Source organism: Niveibacterium sp., assembly GCF_041909475.1.
In the GTDB taxonomy this organism is placed as follows: Bacteria; Pseudomonadota; Gammaproteobacteria; order Burkholderiales; family Rhodocyclaceae; genus Niveibacterium.
This window is the reverse complement of sequence record NZ_JAYRDJ010000045.1, coordinates 14444-33298: the sequence shown is the minus strand read 5'-3', so window position 1 is coordinate 33298 and position 18855 is coordinate 14444. Positions and strand designations below refer to the sequence as shown.

Annotated in this window: 17 protein-coding genes; 8 read left to right on the top strand and 9 right to left on the bottom strand. The window is 62.3% G+C overall.

Annotated elements, in window-relative coordinates:
• Positions 1–29: 29 nt before the first annotated feature.
• From epsE to epsL, 4 genes are all read right to left on the bottom strand, one after another.
• Positions 30–887 carry a polysaccharide export protein EpsE gene (epsE, locus tag ACE3P0_RS19635; RefSeq protein WP_374404471.1) on the bottom strand — a complete coding sequence of 286 codons (858 nt, stop codon included), beginning with the start codon at positions 885–887 and terminating at the stop codon, positions 30–32.
• A gap of 39 nt (positions 888–926) precedes the next feature.
• Positions 927–1856, bottom strand: a complete 930-nt coding sequence (locus ACE3P0_RS19630) for an EpsD family peptidyl-prolyl cis-trans isomerase (protein ID WP_374404470.1) — start codon at positions 1854–1856, stop codon at positions 927–929.
• 141 nt (positions 1857–1997) lie between these two features.
• A complete protein-coding gene (locus tag ACE3P0_RS19625; RefSeq protein ID WP_374404469.1) occupies positions 1998–2681 on the bottom strand; it encodes a PEPxxWA-CTERM sorting domain-containing protein in 684 nt (227 codons plus the stop codon).
• 338 nt (positions 2682–3019) lie between these two features.
• Positions 3020–4234 carry an XrtB/PEP-CTERM-associated polysaccharide biosynthesis outer membrane protein EpsL gene (gene epsL, locus ACE3P0_RS19620; RefSeq protein ID WP_374404468.1) on the bottom strand — a complete coding sequence of 405 codons (1215 nt, stop codon included), beginning with the start codon at positions 4232–4234 and terminating at the stop codon, positions 3020–3022.
• A gap of 122 nt (positions 4235–4356) precedes the next feature.
• On the opposite strand from epsL, the gene ACE3P0_RS19615 reads away from it, so the two are divergent.
• Complete coding sequence (locus ACE3P0_RS19615; protein WP_374404467.1) at positions 4357–5751, top strand: undecaprenyl-phosphate glucose phosphotransferase; 1395 nt, start codon at positions 4357–4359, stop codon at positions 5749–5751.
• Between the two features lie 75 nt (positions 5752–5826).
• On the opposite strand, the gene ACE3P0_RS19610 is transcribed toward ACE3P0_RS19615, so the two are convergent.
• On the bottom strand, positions 5827–6825 hold the full coding sequence (locus ACE3P0_RS19610; protein WP_374404466.1) for a LysR family transcriptional regulator: 999 nt from the start codon (positions 6823–6825) through the stop codon (positions 5827–5829).
• Positions 6826–6872: 47 nt separating this feature from the next.
• Here ACE3P0_RS19610 and ACE3P0_RS19605 point away from each other — a divergent pair, with 47 nt between their 5' ends.
• The 6 genes from ACE3P0_RS19605 (at position 6873) to ACE3P0_RS19580 (ending at position 14438) form a co-directional block, all read left to right on the top strand.
• Positions 6873–8210 (top strand): aspartate aminotransferase family protein, encoded by a 1338-nt coding sequence (locus tag ACE3P0_RS19605; RefSeq protein WP_374404465.1) that lies wholly within the window; start codon positions 6873–6875, stop codon positions 8208–8210.
• 32 nt (positions 8211–8242) lie between these two features.
• Entirely contained in the window at positions 8243–9739 is a 1497-nt protein-coding gene (locus tag ACE3P0_RS19600; RefSeq protein WP_374404464.1) for a CoA-acylating methylmalonate-semialdehyde dehydrogenase, read from the top strand.
• Between the two features lie 170 nt (positions 9740–9909).
• Complete coding sequence (locus ACE3P0_RS19595; RefSeq protein ID WP_374404463.1) at positions 9910–10494, top strand: 2-oxoacid:acceptor oxidoreductase family protein; 585 nt, start codon at positions 9910–9912, stop codon at positions 10492–10494.
• 38 nt (positions 10495–10532) lie between these two features.
• Positions 10533–11786 (top strand): transketolase C-terminal domain-containing protein, encoded by a 1254-nt coding sequence (locus ACE3P0_RS19590; RefSeq protein ID WP_374404462.1) that lies wholly within the window; start codon positions 10533–10535, stop codon positions 11784–11786.
• A 9-nt stretch (positions 11787–11795) separates the two neighbouring features.
• Positions 11796–12785, top strand: coding sequence for a thiamine pyrophosphate-dependent enzyme (locus ACE3P0_RS19585; protein ID WP_374404461.1), 990 nt, complete (start codon positions 11796–11798; stop codon positions 12783–12785).
• A gap of 15 nt (positions 12786–12800) precedes the next feature.
• Positions 12801–14438: an NAD(P)-binding protein gene (locus tag ACE3P0_RS19580; protein ID WP_374404460.1), complete on the top strand. Its 1638-nt coding sequence runs from the start codon at positions 12801–12803 to the stop codon at positions 14436–14438.
• A gap of 6 nt (positions 14439–14444) precedes the next feature.
• On the opposite strand, the gene ACE3P0_RS19575 is transcribed toward ACE3P0_RS19580, so the two are convergent.
• Complete coding sequence (locus ACE3P0_RS19575) at positions 14445–15485, bottom strand: GMP reductase (protein ID WP_374404459.1); 1041 nt, start codon at positions 15483–15485, stop codon at positions 14445–14447.
• A gap of 169 nt (positions 15486–15654) precedes the next feature.
• Here ACE3P0_RS19575 and ACE3P0_RS19570 point away from each other — a divergent pair, with 169 nt between their 5' ends.
• A complete protein-coding gene (locus ACE3P0_RS19570; protein WP_374404458.1) occupies positions 15655–16269 on the top strand; it encodes a DUF4124 domain-containing protein in 615 nt (204 codons plus the stop codon).
• A gap of 3 nt (positions 16270–16272) precedes the next feature.
• Here the strand turns inward: ACE3P0_RS19570 and ACE3P0_RS19565 are convergent, their stop codons facing one another.
• Genes ACE3P0_RS19565 through ACE3P0_RS19555 form a run of 3 tightly spaced genes read right to left on the bottom strand, consistent with a single transcriptional unit; the run spans position 16273 to position 18845 of the window.
• Positions 16273–16773, bottom strand: a complete 501-nt coding sequence (locus ACE3P0_RS19565; protein WP_374404456.1) for a hydrogenase maturation protease — start codon at positions 16771–16773, stop codon at positions 16273–16275.
• Positions 16770–18269, bottom strand: coding sequence for a Ni/Fe hydrogenase subunit alpha (locus ACE3P0_RS19560; RefSeq protein WP_374404455.1), 1500 nt, complete (start codon positions 18267–18269; stop codon positions 16770–16772). Before ACE3P0_RS19560 ends, ACE3P0_RS19565 begins: the two co-directional genes overlap by 4 nt.
• A 15-nt stretch (positions 18270–18284) precedes the next feature.
• Positions 18285–18845, bottom strand: a complete 561-nt coding sequence (locus tag ACE3P0_RS19555) for an NADP oxidoreductase (protein WP_374404453.1) — start codon at positions 18843–18845, stop codon at positions 18285–18287.
• Between the last annotated feature and the right edge of the window lie 10 nt (positions 18846–18855).

Sequence of the window (18855 nt, the reverse complement as noted above, 5' to 3'; positions counted from 1 at the left end):
ACTGTTGAAATGTCATGTCAGTGCGTCTCTCAGAAGATGCTTTCTTTGACGTACACGACGTCATTCGGTTGAACGAGTTCGTCCAGCGCAGGTTCGATAATTTGAGCCTTGCCGTCCGCGCCGCGGCGGTGGATGCGCAGACCACGCTGGGTGCCCTTTTGGGTGAGGCCGCCGCCCGAGGCCAGTGCCTGCATCACGGTCATGTCGCGTTCGACTCGGAACACGCCGGGGCGCTGGACCTCGCCGTAGATGTAGAACACCGGGGCACGATGCACGTACAGGATGTCCCCCCCCTTGAGGGCGAGATCGTCTTGCGCATCGCCACGCAGGAACATCGATGCGATATCGATCTCGCGGCGGATCTGCTTGCCATCACGAACGCCGGAGAAGATCACGACATCCGAGCCGCTGGCTGCGATACCGCCCGCCAGGGAGAGCATGTCCGACAGGCGGGTGTTGGCGGTTTCAAGCGGGTAGCGGCCGGGGCGGTTGACCTGACCGAGCACGGCGACCTGATTGCCGCGAATCTGGAGCAGCAGAATCGAAACCTGCGGCTGCACGACGAAGCCACCATCCTTGAGCAGCTTGGCGAGCTTGGCTTCGGCAACCGAGAGTGCCAGGCCGCCAACCTTGACGTTACCGATCAGCGGATACGTGATGCTGCCGTTTTCGGATACGCGGGTTTCCAGCAACAGATCCGGACTCTGGAATACGCTGATGCGGATGACATCACCCGGGCCAAGCAGGTATTCAGCGCTCCGGTCTACCGCCGGTTGCTCGGTAGCGGCCCATGCGCCACCCGATGCCACAACGACACCCGCCACCCCAAGTGCCACAAGGCGGCAGAGGCGCAGAAGGTTTGGAACGATTGCTTTGACTGAGTACATGCGTTTGCAGCTTTCTTCTGTTGCTGTGAGTCGCGGTGCTTACTTCAGACCCTTGATGCCCTGTTCGAGGCCATCCACCGTTGCCGACTGATCGGCCTTCGGGGCGGCAGTATCGGCAGCAGGTGCTGCGGGTGCATCCTTCGCGAACTCGCCGACGTAACTGACCTTGCCCGAATCGCGCAAACGCTTGACCTCGGCGCCCACCGCTTCGGACTTGGCCTTGTTCGACAGGAACTGCTCGATCGCCTGCTTTGCCTTGGCCTGTTCGACGGGTTCGGTGCGCGATGCGGCGATCTGCAAAACGATGAGGCCCTGCCCGCGCGGGATGATCGACACTTCGCCGTCCTTAAGACCGTGCAGGCGGCGTGCGGCGTCGAGCGGAAGCTGCTCTGCGGGCTTCACGAAGGCGTTGGCTGCGAAGCGAACGTTCTGTGCGCGAAGAACGGTGATCAGGTCGTCCATCGACTTGCCTGCATCGAAGTGGCTCTTGATAAAGTCTTGCTTGCTGCCGTCGGCAACTGCGAGTTCGCGGAAGTTGTAGATACGGCGCTCGGCGAACAGCTCGGGGTGTTCGGTGTAATAGGCTGACACCGCTTGCTCGGTGGGCTTCGCCTGGGCGCTTGCGACCTGCTCAAGGTAAGCGCGCGCGATGACTTCGCGGCGTGCGGCTTCGATGGCCTGCACGACGCGCGGATCGCGGTCAAGCTTCTTCTCTTTCGCGGCTTGCACCAGCAGCGACTCTTCGACCAGGCGATCGAGCGCTTGCTTGCGTGCGGCGTTGACGTCTGTCCCCGGCGGAATGTTCGCCTTGCCCAGAAGACCGTTCAGTTGATGAACGGTGACCTCTTCGTCATTGACCTTTGCGGCAACTTGGGACGCGCCCGGCTCCTTGGATTTGGAGCCGCAACCAGCAATAACCGCAGCAGCGAGCAGTGCCAACGCGACATGGCGAACGGAGACAGCAAACATCTGGACCTCTGGATGGTGACGCCCGGGAAGTCGGGCTAGAACCCGCCAATTTGCCAGAAATATCAATCCCGGCAAATTGAAGCGGGCGCCTGCAGCGCCCCGAGCGTGACGTGTGCCCCGGGGCGCTGCAGGTTGTTGCGCTTACGCGCGGGCGGAACGGCGACGTGCGATCGCACCCACCATGCCGATACCAGCAAGCATCAGCGCCCATTGTTCGGGTTCGGGAACGGCCGCGGTCATGACCTGCAGGGAGTAGTCGTGTGCAGCGATCGAGGCAAAACCACCCTTGGCGGCATCCGCCGACAGGAGGCTGAGCGCCCAAACGTTCAACTTCGACGCGGTGGCGTAAGGCGTGCCTGCGAGATTGTAGGTCGACGACAGCGACCAGCTGTCCGCGCCACTCTTGACGCCGTCCAGTTCAAAAATCGCCGATTTGTAAGCGGCGCTCTTCGCGACACCAGCGATTGACACAGCGCTGGAGAGCGAGGCGAACACTTCGCTGTTCTTCTTCAGCAACTGATAGTCGCCGGACTGCGACATCTCGAGCGACTTGAACGTGTAACCGGAATCCAGCGTGATGGAGAAGTTCAGCGCGTCGAACGCGATGTCGTTGTCACCCTTGACGGCAATCGCCGAGAGCGCATCGGTGTCGAACAGCACCGATTTGCCATCGGCGGAAAGGCTGATTGCCCCAGCGGCGAACGCGTTGCCGTTGAAGCTGACATCGAAACCCTTGCCGTCGAGCGTGGTCACCGCTGCGGAAGCCGCGGCGGAACCAACCACCGCAACTGCGGCGGCGATGATCTTGATTGCAGTAGAACTCATGAAATGACCTCTGTTGTGTTGGTCGGGCAACTTCGCTTATGCAATCGACGTGCCATGTATCGTCGGCATCCACGCGCCCCGAAAAATCAGGACGATTGAGCACCACGGGACACCATCGAACAGCGAACTCCGCTGCCTGAACCGCTTGGGAGCGCGGAGTCTAGCGAGTGAAGCATTGCGTCGCAACATGACAAAGGTATTGCGCGCGACTTATTACCGCTACACCGATTCAGCGCGTTTATGCACTCATTTTTGGGGTTAATGGCGAGGCCGAAGGCAACTTGCCGACACACCGCGCGACTGGCTCTTCTCGCACGTCTAGGTTGTGCGCTGCACCATCAAAAACCGATCTGCACCGTGACGGTGCCGGTGTGGTCGTCGTAGTCACGCAGATAGCGATTGGAGTCGCGACGTTCACCTCGATAGCCGATGTCGATCAACAACCAACGCAGCGCTGCATAACGCAGGCCCAAGCCCCACGATTGAAAGTCGTCTTCCCTGCCAGGCGTCTCGATTTCCATCGGCAAACCCTCGAAAATGCTGCCGATGTAGCGTCGCTGCCCTGCTTCCACTTGCGCGTTCAGAGAGAGCTTGCCTGTGACATCCCAGACCGGCGCAATGCGCAGGGCCTTTGTAACCGCCGCATCAAACTCGTTGTCGCCTGCGGAACCCATCGTGCGGTATGCAGTGACGGCAACAACAGTCGAGCCTGCTGGTTCCCATGTCCATGCGACCCGAAAGTTCGGCCCGGAAAAGTCGCGGTTTGAGAAGTTCTCGTTTCTACGTTCCAGATAGCCGACGTTACCCTCAAGTCGACTTGCGCCACTGACAGCCCACATGGCGCGGAGCGATGCTGAGCGCTCGCGGTAAGCGGAGTCGGAGAACGGCGTTGCGGTGCGCTCGATGTAATCAACGTTCGTTTGCTGACCCACAACATCAAGCCGATTGCCGTAGGGGGTAACGTACCTGATGCCGCCCTCAACGGTCCGCCCATCAAGGTCACTTCCGCGGTCAAGCGTGTTGCTGTTCCTTGCCTGGTTAGCGGCACCTGCTGCGACAATGTGCCAGTTCGCGACGACAGGCACATCAAGGTCAAGTCTCACTGCATCGCGGGTGATCACGTTGCGGCGGGGAACCGTCAAGTCAGCAAAGTTTGCAAGTTGGGCGGTGCGCGTCCAGGTCAAGCCAGTCCGGATCTGGCCTGGAAAATCGCCATCCCAACCCGCCTTGATATCCTGTTTGTCATAATCGAGTTGTGAAAATCGGCTAAACTGCGTTTTCCCGAAATTAAAGTTTCCGTAGAGCCTTTGCCGGCTGAGGGTTGTGTCGAAGCCGAGGTAGGCGTAGCCATTGGTGATGTTGTCCGACTGGACACCACCCGGCGTTTCGGAATCGAGTCGGAATAGATTCGAATCCCTTTGAAAGGTCATGCCCGCACCGTAACGAAGCGGTGTCGGATCCTCCGCCTGCGCAGTCAAGGTCAAGACGAGCGGCACTGCACTCAGGAAACTGGCGAGGCCGTAGCGGGCGAATTTCTTGCTTGATAGGTTCATCTGTATTCGTAAATTGAGTAGTTCGTGTTGAACATGCGACACGATCGAATGTTCGCAACACTGGTGTCGATAGTATGACGCCCAGCTTTCAAATTCTGTGCCAACGGATTCTCGCTTAAACGATGCTTGCCCGACTTGAAGCGCAGCGCACCCCCCTGCGAAACAATGTCACCCTCTCTGGCGTGGTGGAGACCTTTCTCGACCCGGTGATGGTGATTCTGACCTTGTTTGTGTCTGCCCTGATCTTTGGTGAGGCGGTGGATGCGGACTACGTGATCCTGTCGCTGATCGCGTTCTCGCTCAGCTTCCCGGGCAATACGTTGCTGAGCGACCCGCTTCGCCGCGTGGCCAAGGATGCGTTCCTCAACGCCATGATCCTCGCCGGAATTCTGCTGCTGCTCGGTTACGCGACCGGGTACTCGAGCTACTTCCCGGCGGAGGTACTGTTTGCCTGGTTTGCCTCGCTGCCAGTGGTGCTTTTCGGTACCCACGCTGCGGCACGTTATGCAATCCCGCGGGTGCTGACGCTATCCGAGGCGGAAGTGACTGCCGTCGTGTGCGGTTTCAACGACATCGGTGCTCAGCTCTCGTCGCACTTCCTCTCCAATCGCTTCCTCGGCGTGAAGCTGATGGGCTTCTTCGATGACCGCAGCCGTGCGCGCCTCGGCGCTCAGGATGAGGTGCAACTGCTTGGATCGCTCGCCGAAGTAGCGACCTATGTGAAGCAGCATCACATCGATCGTATCTACCTTGCCTTGCCGATGGCCACGCAGCCGAGAATTCTTGCGCTGCTGGACGACCTGAAGGACACCACGGCATCGATCTACTTCGTGCCAGACATTTTTGTCACCGACCTCATTCAGGGGCGTACCGAATCAGTGGCGGGGATGCCGGTGGTGGCTGTTTGCGACACCCCGTTCTCCGGGTTCAACGGCGTTGTAAAACGGTTCGAGGACATCGTCCTCTCGATCCTGATCCTGATCCTGATCTCGCCGGTGCTGATAGGGGTAGCGATTGGTGTCTGGCGCAGTTCGCCGGGGCCGATCGTGTTCAAGCAACGGCGTTACGGCCTCGACGGCAAGGACATCACGGTCTATAAGTTCCGCTCGATGACGGTCTGCGATGACGGCGCTGTCGTGAAACAGGCCACGCGCAACGATCAGCGGATCACGCCATTCGGCGCGTTCATCCGCAAGACCTCGCTCGACGAGTTGCCGCAGTTCATCAACGTGCTGCAAGGCCGTATGAGCATCGTCGGTCCGAGGCCGCATGCGATTGCGCACAATGAGCAGTACCGCAAGCTGATCAAGGGTTACATGGTTCGCCACAAGGTGAAGCCAGGCATCACCGGCTGGGCTCAGGTGAACGGCTATCGCGGCGAAACCGAGACGATCGACAAGATGCAGAAGCGGATCGAGTTCGATCTGGAGTACCTGCGCAAATGGTCGCCCGGTCTGGACCTCTGGATCATTTTCAAGACTGCGCTGCTTGTGGTGAAGGACGATACTGCGTTCTGAGTCGACTCACGCGGCAAGGCCTGCGGGCACCGACGGTTACAACCGCGGTGCCCGTTGTCTTTTGAGGCGAGGCTCTCAGCCCTCGGGTGTATGCGAGTGCGCAGCGAGCAGGCAGTCGATGAAGGTTTGCGCGACGCGTGAGGGCTTCGGCGCGTGGCGCGCCAGCGCGGCAAACCGGACGTCGTAATTGAAGCGTGCCGGGCGCAGGCGCCGCATTGCGCCATCGGCCTCGAAAGTCCGGGCGTAGTGATCGGGAAGGAATCCGATGAAGCGCCCCGACTGGACCAACATCGCCACCGCCTCCTGGTCATAGGCGGACGCGCTCCGCCGTAGTTGTACCTCATGGCTCAACTCCATGTTCGGGGAGTGGTAGCCCAGTCCGGCATAGCTCTCGGTGCGAATATCGTCCCAGCTCAGCGTTTCATCATCTGCGCAAAAGAGCGGGTGCGCCTTGCCGCAGTAAAGGTACATCCGCTCTGGAAACAGCGGGTGATAGTCGAGGCTCGCCGAGCAGCGATGCATCGGCGCGATGCCGATCTGATACTGCCCGTCCATGACCCCGCGCTCGATCGCGTTCAAGGGCGCAACGTGGAGTTCAATCGCGACATCGGGCGCGCGTTCGACGAACTTGCCGATGGCTTCACTTACGCGTCCTTCCGGATTGGTGACGATCTTGTCGAACAGGGCAATCGAGATCGAACCGGTCATGCGCTGGTGGATCTCCTCCACGCCCGCACGAAATCCGTCTATCGCGGCGAGCAGTCGCAGGGCATCGTCATAGACCTGCTGGCCCTCGGCAGTCAGCGCAAAACCGCCCCGCCCTCGCCTGCACAAGACAAGGCCGAGCCGCTCTTCAAGGTCCTTGATGTGGCGACTTACGGTAGAGACACCTATGTTGAGTTCAAGCTCGGCGGCCGCGAGCCCGCCGCATTCCGCCACAGTACGGAAAACCCGTAGCAAGCGGATATCGAGGTCACTCACCTGGCCTAGCGTCGGCGTCCGTTTCGTGGTCTTTATTTGCACGGTTTGGCAAGTAAACGTGGATACATTGCAATTTAACGCAAGCAAGCCCATGGGAGAAGATCGCACTACTGAATACTCGCCAACTCACTGGAGTTCGCATGAAGATGGAAAGCCTCAACTGCGGCCTGAGTGCCGAACAACTCGAAGCCCACTGGATGCCTTTCACCGGCAACCGGGACTTCAAGAAGAACCCGCGCCTGATCACCCGTGCCGAGGGCGCCTATCTGTATGACGCCAACGGGCGACAGGTCTTCGACGGCCTATCCGGCCTCTGGTGCTCTGGGTTGGGGCATTGCCGCCCGGAGATCACCGAGGCGATCCGTCGCCAGGCGGCGACACTCGACTATTCGCCAGCCTTCCAGTTCGGCCACCCAACCTCGTTTGAGCTGGCGCACCGCATCAAGGAGATGACGCCGGCCGGGCTCGACTACGTGTTCTTCACCGGCTCCGGTTCGGAGTCCGCGGATACCGCGCTGAAGATGGCGCGCGCCTACTGGCGGCAGAAGGGCAAGGCCAGCAAGACGCGCCTGATCGGTCGCGAAAAGGGTTACCACGGCGTGAACTTCGGCGGCATCAGCGTCGGCGGCATTGCGGGCAACCGGAAACTCTTCGGTCAGGGGATCGAGGCTGACCATCTGCCGCATACCCAGCTCAAGCAAAACGCGTTCTCGCGTGGTGCACCCGAATATGGAGCGCACCTCGCCGATGAGCTGCTCAACCTGATCACGCTCCACGATGCGTCGAACATCGCTGCGGTCATCGTCGAACCCTTCTCCGGTTCGTCCGGCGTAGTGATTCCGCCGCAGGGCTACCTCAGGCGCTTGCGCGAGATCTGCACGCAGCACGACATCCTGCTGATCTTCGACGAGGTCATCACGGGCTTCGGGCGCGCCGGTTCGCTGTTCGGCGCAACAGCATTTGATGTGGTCCCCGACATTCTTAACGTCGCCAAACAGATCACCAATGGCGCCGTGCCGATGGGCGCAGTGGTCGTGAAGGAAGAGATCTACCGCACCTTCATCGAAACCGGTGGGCCGGAGTACATGCTCGAGTTTCCGCACGGCTACACCTACTCCGCCCATCCGCTGGCCTGCGCAGCCGCGATGGCGGCTCTGGATGTGCTGGAAAAGGAAAACCTCGTCGCCCGCGTGGCCGAACTGGCGCCCTACTTCGAAAACGCGGTGCATGGCTTGAAAGGTCTCAAGTACATCACTGACATCCGCAACTACGGGCTCGCGGCGGGGCTCACCATTGAGGCGATACCGGGCGAACCGGCGCGGCGCCCCTACGAGATTGCGATGAAGTGCTGGGAGAAAGGTTTCTACGTGCGCTACGGCGGTGACACGATCCAGCTCGCACCGCCTTTCATCGTGGAGAAGAATGAGATCGATCGCCTTGTGAACGCGCTCGGTGACGTCATCCACTCGCTTGCCTGATGTAACCCGAATCGAACATGCAGGATCGCCCCATGAATACCGTAGGTCACCTCATCAATGGCTTGGCTGTGGCCGACACCGCCCGTGTGCAGAACGTCTACAACCCTGCGACCGGCGAAGCGACCCGGCAGGTCGCCCTTGCGTCGGTCGAAACCGTCCAGGCGGCGATTGCCGCCGCGCAAGCGGCCTTCCCGGCCTGGCGTGATACGCCGCCTATCAAGCGTGCCCGCATCATGTTCCGCTTCAAGCAATCGCTTGAGGAAAATGCCGACAAAATCTGCGCGCTGATCACCGACGAACACGGCAAGGTGCTCAACGACGCGATGGGTGAGCTTCAGCGCGGCATCGAGAACGTGGAATACGCCTGCTGCGCCCCAGAGCTGCTGAAGGGCGAGCACAGCAAGAATGTCGGCCCCGCGATCGATTCATGGAGCGAGTTTCAGCCGCTGGGTGTGGCAGCCGGCATCACGCCCTTCAACTTCCCGTGCATGGTGCCGCTGTGGATGTGGCCGATGGCCGTGGTGTGCGGCAACACCTTCGTGCTGAAGCCCTCAGAGCGCGATCCATCGTCCACGCTGCTGATCGCGCAGCTGGCGCTCGAAGCCGGCCTGCCGCCCGGTGTGCTCAACGTCGTCAACGGTGACAAGCTTGCCGTCGATACCCTGCTTGCCGATCCGCGTGTGCAGGCCGTGAGCTTCGTCGGCTCCACGCCGATTGCCGAGTACATCTACGCCACCGGCTGTGCCAACGGCAAGCGGGTTCAGGCGCTGGGTGGCGCGAAGAACCATGCAATCGTGATGCCGGATGCCGATCTCGACAACGCGGTCAGCGCCCTGATGGGCGCTGCGTATGGCTCATGCGGCGAACGCTGCATGGCGATTCCGGTTGTTGTGGCGGTAGGCGACGCGGTTGCTGACGAGGTGGTGGCGCGACTGTCGGCCGCGCTGGCCCGCATGAAGGTCGGCCCCGGCACCGACAACGCGAACGACATGGGGCCCTTGGTCACGCGCGAACACTTCAACAAGGTGAAGGGTTACGTTGATCTTGGTGTGGAGGAAGGCGCGACACTGGTCGTCGACGGGCGCGGCATCAAGGTGCCGGGGCACGAGTCCGGCTACTTCCTCGGTGGCTGCCTGTTCGACCATGTCACCCCGCAGATGAAGATCTATCGCGATGAGATCTTCGGGCCGGTACTGTCGGTGGTGCGCGTCAAGACGCTGCAGGAAGGCATGGACCTGATCGATGCCCATGAATATGGCAACGGCACCTGCATCTTCACGCGCGACGGCGAAGCCGCCCGTTACTTTACCGACAACATCAAGGTCGGCATGGTCGGCGTGAATGTGCCGCTGCCGGTGCCCGTGGCCTACCACAGCTTCGGTGGCTGGAAGCGTTCGCTGTTTGGCGACCTGTCGGCCTATGGCCCGGATGCAGTGCGTTTCTACACTCGCCGCAAGACGATCACGCAGCGCTGGCCCTCGGCCGGGGTTCGGGAAGGTACGGTGTTCAGCTTCCCCAGCAACCGGTAAGCGCCCGGTCACTCACACAACGCGGCCCGCCCTCGAGCGGGCCGCACCGTTTTTGCCCAAGGTCAAGGTCGTGCCGGGCATGGCGCCCACAATCCCGCACATCGGCGCGGTTGCAGGGCGCTGTGGGGGTCTCAGGTTGGTTAGGTAGCATCAGCTTCGGGGGAGGCGCGATGTTCCAGGTACGTATCCACGGTCGCGGCGGTCAGGGGGTCGTCTCCGCCGCCGAAATGCTCTCGATCGCCGCGTTCCTCGATGGCGAGTGGGCACAAGCGTTCCCGAGTTTTGGCTCCGAGCGCACCGGCGCACCGGTTGTCGCCTTCTGTCGCATCGACAAGAAGGAGATTCGATCCCGCGAACCGGTCATGAAACCGGACGCGCTGATCATTCAGGATCCAACCTTGCTGCATCAGATCGATGTGTTCGCCGGCTTGGTCAGTAGCGGCTACATCCTGATCAACTCCAGCAACAGCTTCGACGAACTCGGCCTCGCCTCGGTCGCCGAGCGCTTCCCGCCTGCGCACCTGTGCACCATGCCAGCGACCGAAATCGCGCTGCGGCATGTCGGCCGCGCGGTGCCCAATGTGCCGCTGCTGGCGGGCTTTGCGGCCATTACCGGCCTGGTGCGGCTCGAATCCATCCACACAGCCATCCGCGAGAAATTCAGTCCGCGCGTCGCAGAAGCCAACATCGCGGCTGCGAGCGATGCTTTCGCCTCCGCGCGATCGCTGGCGGCACTGCAACCCGCCGAAATCTGAACGGCCAGCAGGCCGACCGGGCCGCAAGGGAGTTACACGTGCTCAAACAGATCGAAGGTTCACGGGCCGTCGCCGAAGCGGTGGCGCTGTGCCGCCCCGAGGTAATTTGCGCTTATCCGATTTCACCGCAAACGCACATTGTCGAAGCGCTATCGGAGATGGTGCGCACCGGTGATATTTCGCCCTGCGAATACATCAACGTGGAATCGGAGTTCGCGGCGCTATCGGTCGCGATTGGCGCGTCAGCGGCCGGCGCTCGCGCCTATACGGCGACCGCTTCACAGGGCTTGCTGTTCATGGCCGAAGCGGTATTCAACGCGTCCGGGCTCGGCTTGCCGATCGTGATGACGATCGCCAACCGCGCGATCGGCGCGCCGATCAACATCTGGAACGACCATTCTGATTCGATGGCGCTGCGCGACAGCGGCTGGCTACAACTGTTCGCCGAGAACAACCAGGAAGCGCTGGATCTGCACATCCAGGCTTTCAAGCTCGCCGAGGCGCTGTCGCTACCGGTGATGGTTTGCATGGATGGCTTCATCCTCACCCACGCCTACGAGCGTGTCGATATCCCGAGCCAGGCGCTGGTCGACAGTTACCTGCCACCTTACGAGCCGCGCCAGATCCTAGACCCCGATGACCCGGTTTCGATTGGCGCGATGGTGGGACCCGAGGCCTTCACCGAAGTGCGCTACCTTGCCCATGCGCGGCAGTTGCAGGCGCTGGAGCTGATCCCGGAACTCTCGCTTGAATTCAGCCAATGCTTCGGCCGCGAGGCTGGCGGGCTGATTTCCGAATACCACTCGGAGGGCGCTGAAACAGTGATCGTCGCGCTCGGTTCGGTGCTTGGCACGATCAAGGACGTTGTCGATGGCCTGCGTGGCGAGGGTGCCTCGATTGGCGTTCTGGCGATCAAGACCTTCCGCCCCTTCCCGCTCGATGCGGTGCGCGAGGCGCTTGCAAACGCCAAGCGTGTTGTCGTGATCGAACGCAGTTTCGCGATCGGCCAAGGCGGCATCGTGGCCGATTCGCTGCGCAAGTCGCTGGCCGGGCTGCACATCCCGACGCACACCGTCGTGGCGGGCCTCGGCGGCCGTCCGATCACAACGGTATCGCTCGAACGGCTGTTCCGCACAGCGCTGGCGGGCGAGCTCGCAAGCCTCAGTTTCCTCGATCTCGATCAGGGGGCGGTAGACCGCGTGCTTGCGCACGAACGCGAAGTGCGCCGCAGTGGCCCGCTAGCGAACCGGATGGTGCAGGAAATCGCCCGCGCCAGCATCCGCGTCGAGTAGGAGAGCAGCATGAGCTTTCAATCTGTCCGTTTCTACCAGACCGGCACCTACACCGTAGGCAACCGCCTGCTCGACGAAGCCCAGCGCACCGTGCAGGCAACGGTTGCTCGAACGAACTCGCTGACTTCTGGCCACCGCGCTTGCCAGGGCTGCGGCGAAGCGCTCGGCGCCCGCTACGCGATGGACGCCGCAATGCACGCGACCGAGCGGCAGATGGTGGTCGTCAACGCGACGGGCTGCCTCGAAGTGTTCTCGACGCCGTACCCCGAAACCTCCTGGCAGGTGCCGTGGATGCACTCGCTGTTCGGCAATGCACCGGCGGTCGCTACCGGGGTGGCTGCGGCCTTGCGTGTGAAGGGGCGGCGCAATGTGCGCGTCGTCGCGCAGGGCGGCGACGGCGGCACCACCGACATCGGCTTCGGTTGCCTCTCCGGCATGTTCGAGCGGAACGACGATGTGCTCTACATCTGCTACGACAACGAGGCCTACATGAACACCGGTGTGCAGCGCTCGTCCGCCACACCGGCCGCAGCGCGCACCGCCACAACGCCGGCAATGGGAGAGGCGCCGGGCAACGAGTTCGGACAGGGCAAGTTCCTGCCGGAGATCGCGATGGCGCACCGGATTCCCTACGTCGCCACAGCCAGCGTGGCCGATCTTCGCGATCTGGAGGCGAAGGTCGAAGAAGCCATCCACATCCGCGGTGCGCGCTACATCCATGTGCTGGTGCCGTGCCCGCTCGGCTGGGGGGCGGCGTCGCACGACACGATCCGGCTGGCAAGGCTGGCGACCGAGAGCGGCCTGTTCCCGATCTTCGAGGCCTGCAACGGCGAAGTGAGCGACGCACGCGCAATCAGGCGCCGGGTGCCGGTGGATGACTTCCTGCGTTTGCAGAAGCGCTTCGTGCATCTGTTCGAACCGAACCTGGATACCGCGCGCATCGCGCAGATCCAGGCGCACGCCGATCGCAACATCAAGCGTTACGCGCTGCTGCCCTGAGGAGCGGAGCCGATCATGGACAAACCCTTTGCCATCACGCTCGATCCCGGTTCCTCGCTGGCCAACCACACCGGCAGCTGGCGTACCGCGCGCCCGAGCTACATCGACCACCTGCCGCCGTGCAACCAAGGTTGCCCGACCGGCGAGAACATCCAGGCCTGGCTGTACCACGCCGAGAGCGGCCAGTACGAGGCGGCCTGGCGTGCCCTCGTGCGGGACAACCCGATGCCTGCCGTCACCGGCCGCGTGTGCTACCACCCTTGCGAAAGCGCCTGCAATCGCGCGCGGCTGGATTCGGCCGTCAGCATCCATGCCGTGGAGCGTTTCCTCGGCGATGAAGCCATCGCGAAGGGTTGGCAGTTCGAAGCGCCACTTGCTGCCAGCGGGAAGCGTGTGCTGGTGGTCGGCGCCGGCCCTTCGGGCCTCGCCGCCGCCTACCACCTCGCGCGGCTGGGCCACCACGTGGAGATCCGCGAAGCCGGCCCGATGGCCGGCGGCATGATGCGCTTCGGCATCCCGAAATATCGCCTGCCGCGTGAGGTGCTGGACGCAGAGATCCGCCGCATCGAAGAGCTCGGTGTTACCTTGAAACTCAACACCAAGGTCGATCACCTGTTGAAGGCGCACGATGAAGGTGGCTTTGACGCGGCCTTCGTTGCGGTAGGCGCACATGTGTCCAAGCGCGCTTGGGTGCCTGCCGGTGAAGCCGCCCGCATCATGGATGCGCTGAGCGTGCTGCGCAGCGTCGAGCTTGGTGAGAAGCCCCTGCTCGGCCGCCGCGTGCTGGTGTACGGCGGTGGCAACACCGCGATCGACGTGGCGCGAACCGCGCGCCGCTTGGGCGCCGAAGAGGCTGTGATCATCTACCGGCGCACCCGTGACCGGATGCCCGCACACGATTCCGAAGTGCAGGAAGCGCTCGACGAAGGGGTGATGTTCCGCTGGCTATCGACGATCAAGATGGGCGCCGACACCGGCTCACGCGAGCAATTCACGATCGAGAAAATGACCCTGGACGACACCGGCTTCCCGCAGCCGACAGGCGAGTTCGAGCAGATCGAGGCGGATTCGCTGGTGCTCGCACTCGGCCAGGACGTCGACCTCACCCTGCTCGACGATGTGCCGGGTTTGCAGCTCAAGGATGGCGTGGTCAGCGTGGGGCCAAACATGATGACCGCGTGCCCCGGCATCTTCGCCGGCGGCGACATGGTGCCCGCCGAGCGCACGGTGACCGTAGCACTGGGGCACGGCAAGAAAGCCGCACGCCACATCGATGCCTGGTTGCGCGGCGAAGTGCCGGCCGTTGCCGACAAGCACCCCGTCGCTCAGTTTGAGCGCCTGAACACGTGGTACTACACCGATGCGCCGCGCTCGGTGCAGCCAGAGCTGGAGCGGGTGCGGCGCGAATCGACTTTCGACGAGGTCGTCAGCGGCTTGAACGCCGACACCGCGCTGTTTGAAGCGCGCCGCTGCCTCTCCTGCGGCAACTGCTTCGAGTGTGACAACTGCTACGGCGTGTGCCCGGACAACGCGGTGATTAAGCTCGGCCCGGGCAAACGCTTCAAGATCAACCTCGATTACTGCAAGGGCTGCGGGCTGTGCGCCGCAGAATGCCCCTGCGGCGCAATCGACATGGTGCCGGAGGCGATCTGAAACCGATCAGGACTTGCCGAACACCTCGTTGATCTGTTGGCTGACGCGAATGAAGGTGGTGCGCTTGGAAAGCTCCTTGAGCTTGCGGGCGCCCACGTACGTACAGGCCGAGCGCACGCCGCCGAGCAGATCCTGCAAGGTGTTCTCCACCGGCCCCCGGTAGTCGATCAAGACTTCCTTGCCTTCCGAGGCACGGTATTCGGCCACGCCGCCCGCGTACTTCTGCATCGCGGTGCGTGAGCTCATGCCATAGAAGCGCATCTTGCGCACGCCGTCGACCTCTTCAAGCTGGCCGCCGCACTCATCGTGCCCGGCCAGCATACCGCCAAGCATGACGAAGTCCGCTCCGCCGCCGAAGGCCTTGGCCACGTCGCCGGGGATCGTGCAGCCGCCATCCGCACAAATCAGCCCGCCGAGTCCGTGCGCGGCATCCGCGCATTCGATGATTGCCGAAAGCTGCGGATAGCCGACGCCCGTCATCTTGCGCGTGGTGCAGACCGAACCGGGGCCGATGCCGACCTTGACGATGTCAGCGCCACCCAGCACGAGCTCTTCGGTCATCTCGCCGGTGACCACGTTGCCAGCCATGATCGTCAATGCCGGATAGGCCTCGCGCAGGCTGTGAATGAAGTCGACGAATGCCTTGGTGTAGCCGTTCGCGACGTCAATGCACACATGCTTGATCGCCGACCCCGCTCGCTCCATGACGCGGCGAAATTTCGCCATGTCCGCAGCACCGATACCCATCGAGTAAAAGCGCGTCGCCTCGTCCGGCAGCGCACTGAAATGCGCGACGAGGGCGTCTTCCTCGTAGTGCTTGTGCAGTGCAGTGGCGAGCCGTTGCTTGTCGAGCGCCTGCGCCATTTCAAAGGTGCCGGTGACGTCCATGTTGGCCGCGATGATCGGCACGCCACGGTACTTTCGCCCCGAATGCAAGAAGGCGTACTCACGCGAAATATCCACCTCTGACCGCGATGCCAGCGTCGAGCGCTTGGGTCGGATCAAAACGTCCTTGAAATCCAGCTTCAGATCCTGTTCGATACGCATGCTTCAAACCTCCTGTGTTCTCGTCGGCCGCCTGGGCCGCAGCGCGCGACATGATGCGCCGAATCGGTCGTATGGCAATTGATAATCTTTAATGAAGACTTGGTCGGGGCGAAACCCGGCGAGGCCTTACAATCCACACGGCAACCGACTCTATCCGGCTCAAAACGTCATGAAAAACCGCGCCCTAATCGCCTGTCTTCTGCTCGCAACGTCACCCCTTGCCTATGCCACCACCTACAAGTGCAAGATGGCGGACGGTCGAACCGTGTTCCAGGACATCCCCTGCGCGCCGGATGCGAAAACGGAACATGTGCGCGGCGGGCAACAGGGCTCGGCGTGGGTGTTCGAAAAGCGCAATGACAGCGAAGGCAAGCCTGCCTGTTTCGTTCAATCGCCGTCGATCGGGTTTGGCTCGCGCTACCGCCCGATCGCGGTTGCGCGCTTGCGTGTCGAGTACACGAAGGATGGCGCGATTGCCGAGCTGGTCTCTGCGGCGGAACCCGGCACCCCCTCGATGCCGTTCAGCGCCAATACCAATGGCGTCGGCATCAACATCAAAGGCCAAGCTTTCCTGTCCGATGTGCGTCTGAGCCCAAACGGCACGCTGCGTTTCGGTGCAAAGGATTCCGCCAAGCTGGTCGCTCAGCTTCAGGCCGACGAACCGTTCGTAATCCGGGCGCGCCACATCAAGTCCGAGGCACTGTTCGACTCGATGGGCGACCGGATTGAAGGCTTTGTTGCTGCTCAGCAACTGGCGCAGGACTGCGTCGCGACGACCCGTTAGTTACTACTGGCCGACACTTGAAACGTGTGCCGCCTCGTGCCGGCAAGTGGCGGCATCCAGCCAGCCCAGCAGACCGTTCCAGCCAGCCTCCAAGGCTTGACGCGCAGCGGCGGTCAGCGGGTCGCCCAACTCGAACGAATGCCCGCGTAGCGACAGCAATTCCGCTTGCGGCGGCGTTTCGCCAATCACCTGCTCATGCACCGCAAGCAGACCCTGCGGCGAAACCGCATGCGTTGAGTAGCTCGCATCGGCGCGCGCGGATACCGCATCAAGGCGCGCCCCACTCTCGCCCGAGGCTCGCGCATCGACGAACAGCACGCGCTGGCGATCAGCAAGATCGAGCGCGTGCTCGATGTTGAGCTGAAAGTCGACGATCACCTCGACATCGTCGCGCCCCTGCGCGGCGAGCCAGTCTTCAAGCCGATCCGCCAGCATCGGGCCGAGCGCATCGTCACCGCGCCCGGGGTTGCCGAAAGCCAGCACGAGCACCGGTGCCGCGCTCATGCTGCAGCCTCGCGGCTGAAGCTGCCGTCGCCGCTCTTCACGAGGCGGCTGATCAATTCACCGTCCGGCGCAACGGCTTCGATGCTGAGTGGCATCTTGCCAACTGCGTGCGTCGCGCAGGACAGGCACGGATCGTAGGCGCGGATCGCCACTTCGATGCGGTTCAGCAGGCCTTCGGTAATCTCCCGCCCGTCGAAACATTCGGCCGCCACGGCGCGTACCGATTCGTTCATCGCGGTGTTGTTGCTGGTGGTCGACACGATGAGGTTCGCCATCGTGATCAGATCGTTCGAATCGATCCGATAGTGGTGGAACAGCGTGCCGCGCGGTGCTTCGATCACGCCCACGCCTTCGTGCAACGGCGTACCCGAACGAGACAGATCGGTACCGGTGATCGCCGGATCGTCCAACAACTCGGCGATCGCCTCAGCGCAATGCAGCAATTCGATCATGCGTGCCCAGTGATAGGCCAAGGTCGCCTGAACTGGATTGCCGCCTCCATGCGCCATGAAGTCCGCACGGGCAGCCTCGGCTCGCGGCGTGGGGATGTGATCGCAGTTGTTGACGCGTGCCAACGGCCCCACGCGATACCAGCCCTGCTCCTTACCCAGCGCGGTCAGGAACGGGAACTTCATGTAGCTCCACGACTTCACCTCTTCATGCAGGATCGCGTTGTAACCACGGTAGTCGAAATGGTCCAGCACGACGCCACCATCCGCGTCCTTCACGCGGATGCCACCGTGGTACAGCTCCATGCCGCCATCCGGCGCAACCAAGGAGAGGAAGTTCGAGCGCGCGGCAGCGAAGCCTTGATTCGCCGCCTCGTCGCCTACAAACAGCTGCTTAGCGATCGACAGCCCATGCGAGGCCCAGCCCAGCACCGTGAGCATGTCTTGCTTCAGGTAATCGCGCTCCTCGGCGGACAGCGGTTTGTTGAAGCCACCGGGTACCGAGCCGGTGCCGTGTACCCGCTTGCCGGTGAGCACGCGGATCACCTCCTGGCCATACTTGCGCAACTTCACCCCGATCAGTCCGATTTCCGGATGGTCCTGCAGCACGCCCACGACGTTGCGATGAGCCACTGGATCGTCGTAACCGAACAAGAGATCGGGTGATGCGAGGTGGAAGAAGTGCAGCGCGTGCGATTGAAGCACCTGGCCGAAATGCAGCAGCCGACGCAGCTTGGTTGCGGTGGGCGAGATCGGCACGTTGCCGGCAACAAAGAAGTCAGTGGCTTTGGATGCTGCCAGCAGATGACTGACCGGGCAGATGCCACACAGCCGCTGCACCAGGGTCGGCACTTCCCAGTACGGGCGGCCCTGGATGAACTTCTCGAAACCGCGAAACTCCACCACGTGAAGCCTCGCCTGCCGCACGCGGCGTTCAGCATCCAGCAGCAGAGTGACCTTGCCGTGGCCCTCTACCCGGCTGACCGGTTCGATCGCGAGGCGCTGCAGGCCGATCGACTCGCTTGCTGTCTCCAGATTTTCGTACATACGTTGGGCTCCGGATCAGTCGAATCTTCGGTTTTCGTAGGCAAGCTGCGGCTCGCGACCCTCCACCAGCGCGGTCAGGAGCTCCCAGAATGCGTCGGCGGGCGGTGGACAACCGGGTAGTACATAGTCGATCCGAACCACCTCGTGAATCGGCCGCACCTTGTTGAGCAGCAAGGGAATCTCGGCATCGAACGGAATGTGCGGATTTTCGATGCCGGGCGCGTCGATGTAAGCCTCGCGAAGGCAGGCTTCAAGCGTGAACTTGTTGCGCACCGCCGGCACGCCGCCGGTAATCGCGCAAGAGCCGACCGCCACGATGTACTTGCAGCGGTCGCGAAACTCGCGCAGCACTTCAACGTTCTCGACGTTGCACAGCCCGCCTTCGATCAAGCCGACATCGACATGATCGGCGCAGTGCTTCACATCCGTGAGCGGTGTGCGGTCGAAAGTCACGAGTTGGGCGAGCTGCACGATCCGCTCGTCCACATCCAGAAAGGACATATGGCACCCGAAGCAACCGGCGAGCGAACAGGTCGCAACGGTCAGGCGTGGGGGCTGTTCGTTCGGCGCATTCATCGTTGCGGTG

What these genes read in the sequence shown, in the direction of transcription:
- ACE3P0_RS19600 (WP_374404464.1), top strand. Translation starts at nt 8,243, where the DNA reads ATGAATACCGTAGGTCACCTCATCAATGGCTTGGCTGTGGCCGACACC.
- ACE3P0_RS19595 (WP_374404463.1), top strand. Translation starts at nt 9,910, where the DNA reads ATGTTCCAGGTACGTATCCACGGTCGCGGCGGTCAGGGGGTCGTCTCC.
- ACE3P0_RS19615 (WP_374404467.1), top strand. Translation starts at nt 4,357, where the DNA reads ATGCTTGCCCGACTTGAAGCGCAGCGCACCCCCCTGCGAAACAATGTC.
- epsL (WP_374404468.1), bottom strand. Translation starts at nt 4,234, where the DNA reads ATGAACCTATCAAGCAAGAAATTCGCCCGCTACGGCCTCGCCAGTTTC.
- ACE3P0_RS19605 (WP_374404465.1), top strand. Translation starts at nt 6,873, where the DNA reads ATGAAGATGGAAAGCCTCAACTGCGGCCTGAGTGCCGAACAACTCGAA.
- ACE3P0_RS19625 (WP_374404469.1), bottom strand. Translation starts at nt 2,681, where the DNA reads ATGAGTTCTACTGCAATCAAGATCATCGCCGCCGCAGTTGCGGTGGTT.
- ACE3P0_RS19575 (WP_374404459.1), bottom strand. Translation starts at nt 15,485, where the DNA reads ATGCGTATCGAACAGGATCTGAAGCTGGATTTCAAGGACGTTTTGATC.
- ACE3P0_RS19630 (WP_374404470.1), bottom strand. Translation starts at nt 1,856, where the DNA reads ATGTTTGCTGTCTCCGTTCGCCATGTCGCGTTGGCACTGCTCGCTGCT.
- ACE3P0_RS19610 (WP_374404466.1), bottom strand. Translation starts at nt 6,825, where the DNA reads ATGGGCTTGCTTGCGTTAAATTGCAATGTATCCACGTTTACTTGCCAA.
- ACE3P0_RS19560 (WP_374404455.1), bottom strand. Translation starts at nt 18,269, where the DNA reads ATGTACGAAAATCTGGAGACAGCAAGCGAGTCGATCGGCCTGCAGCGC.
- ACE3P0_RS19570 (WP_374404458.1), top strand. Translation starts at nt 15,655, where the DNA reads ATGAAAAACCGCGCCCTAATCGCCTGTCTTCTGCTCGCAACGTCACCC.
- ACE3P0_RS19580 (WP_374404460.1), top strand. Translation starts at nt 12,801, where the DNA reads ATGGACAAACCCTTTGCCATCACGCTCGATCCCGGTTCCTCGCTGGCC.
- epsE (WP_374404471.1), bottom strand. Translation starts at nt 887, where the DNA reads ATGTACTCAGTCAAAGCAATCGTTCCAAACCTTCTGCGCCTCTGCCGC.
- ACE3P0_RS19555 (WP_374404453.1), bottom strand. Translation starts at nt 18,845, where the DNA reads ATGAATGCGCCGAACGAACAGCCCCCACGCCTGACCGTTGCGACCTGT.
- ACE3P0_RS19565 (WP_374404456.1), bottom strand. Translation starts at nt 16,773, where the DNA reads ATGAGCGCGGCACCGGTGCTCGTGCTGGCTTTCGGCAACCCCGGGCGC.
- ACE3P0_RS19585 (WP_374404461.1), top strand. Translation starts at nt 11,796, where the DNA reads ATGAGCTTTCAATCTGTCCGTTTCTACCAGACCGGCACCTACACCGTA.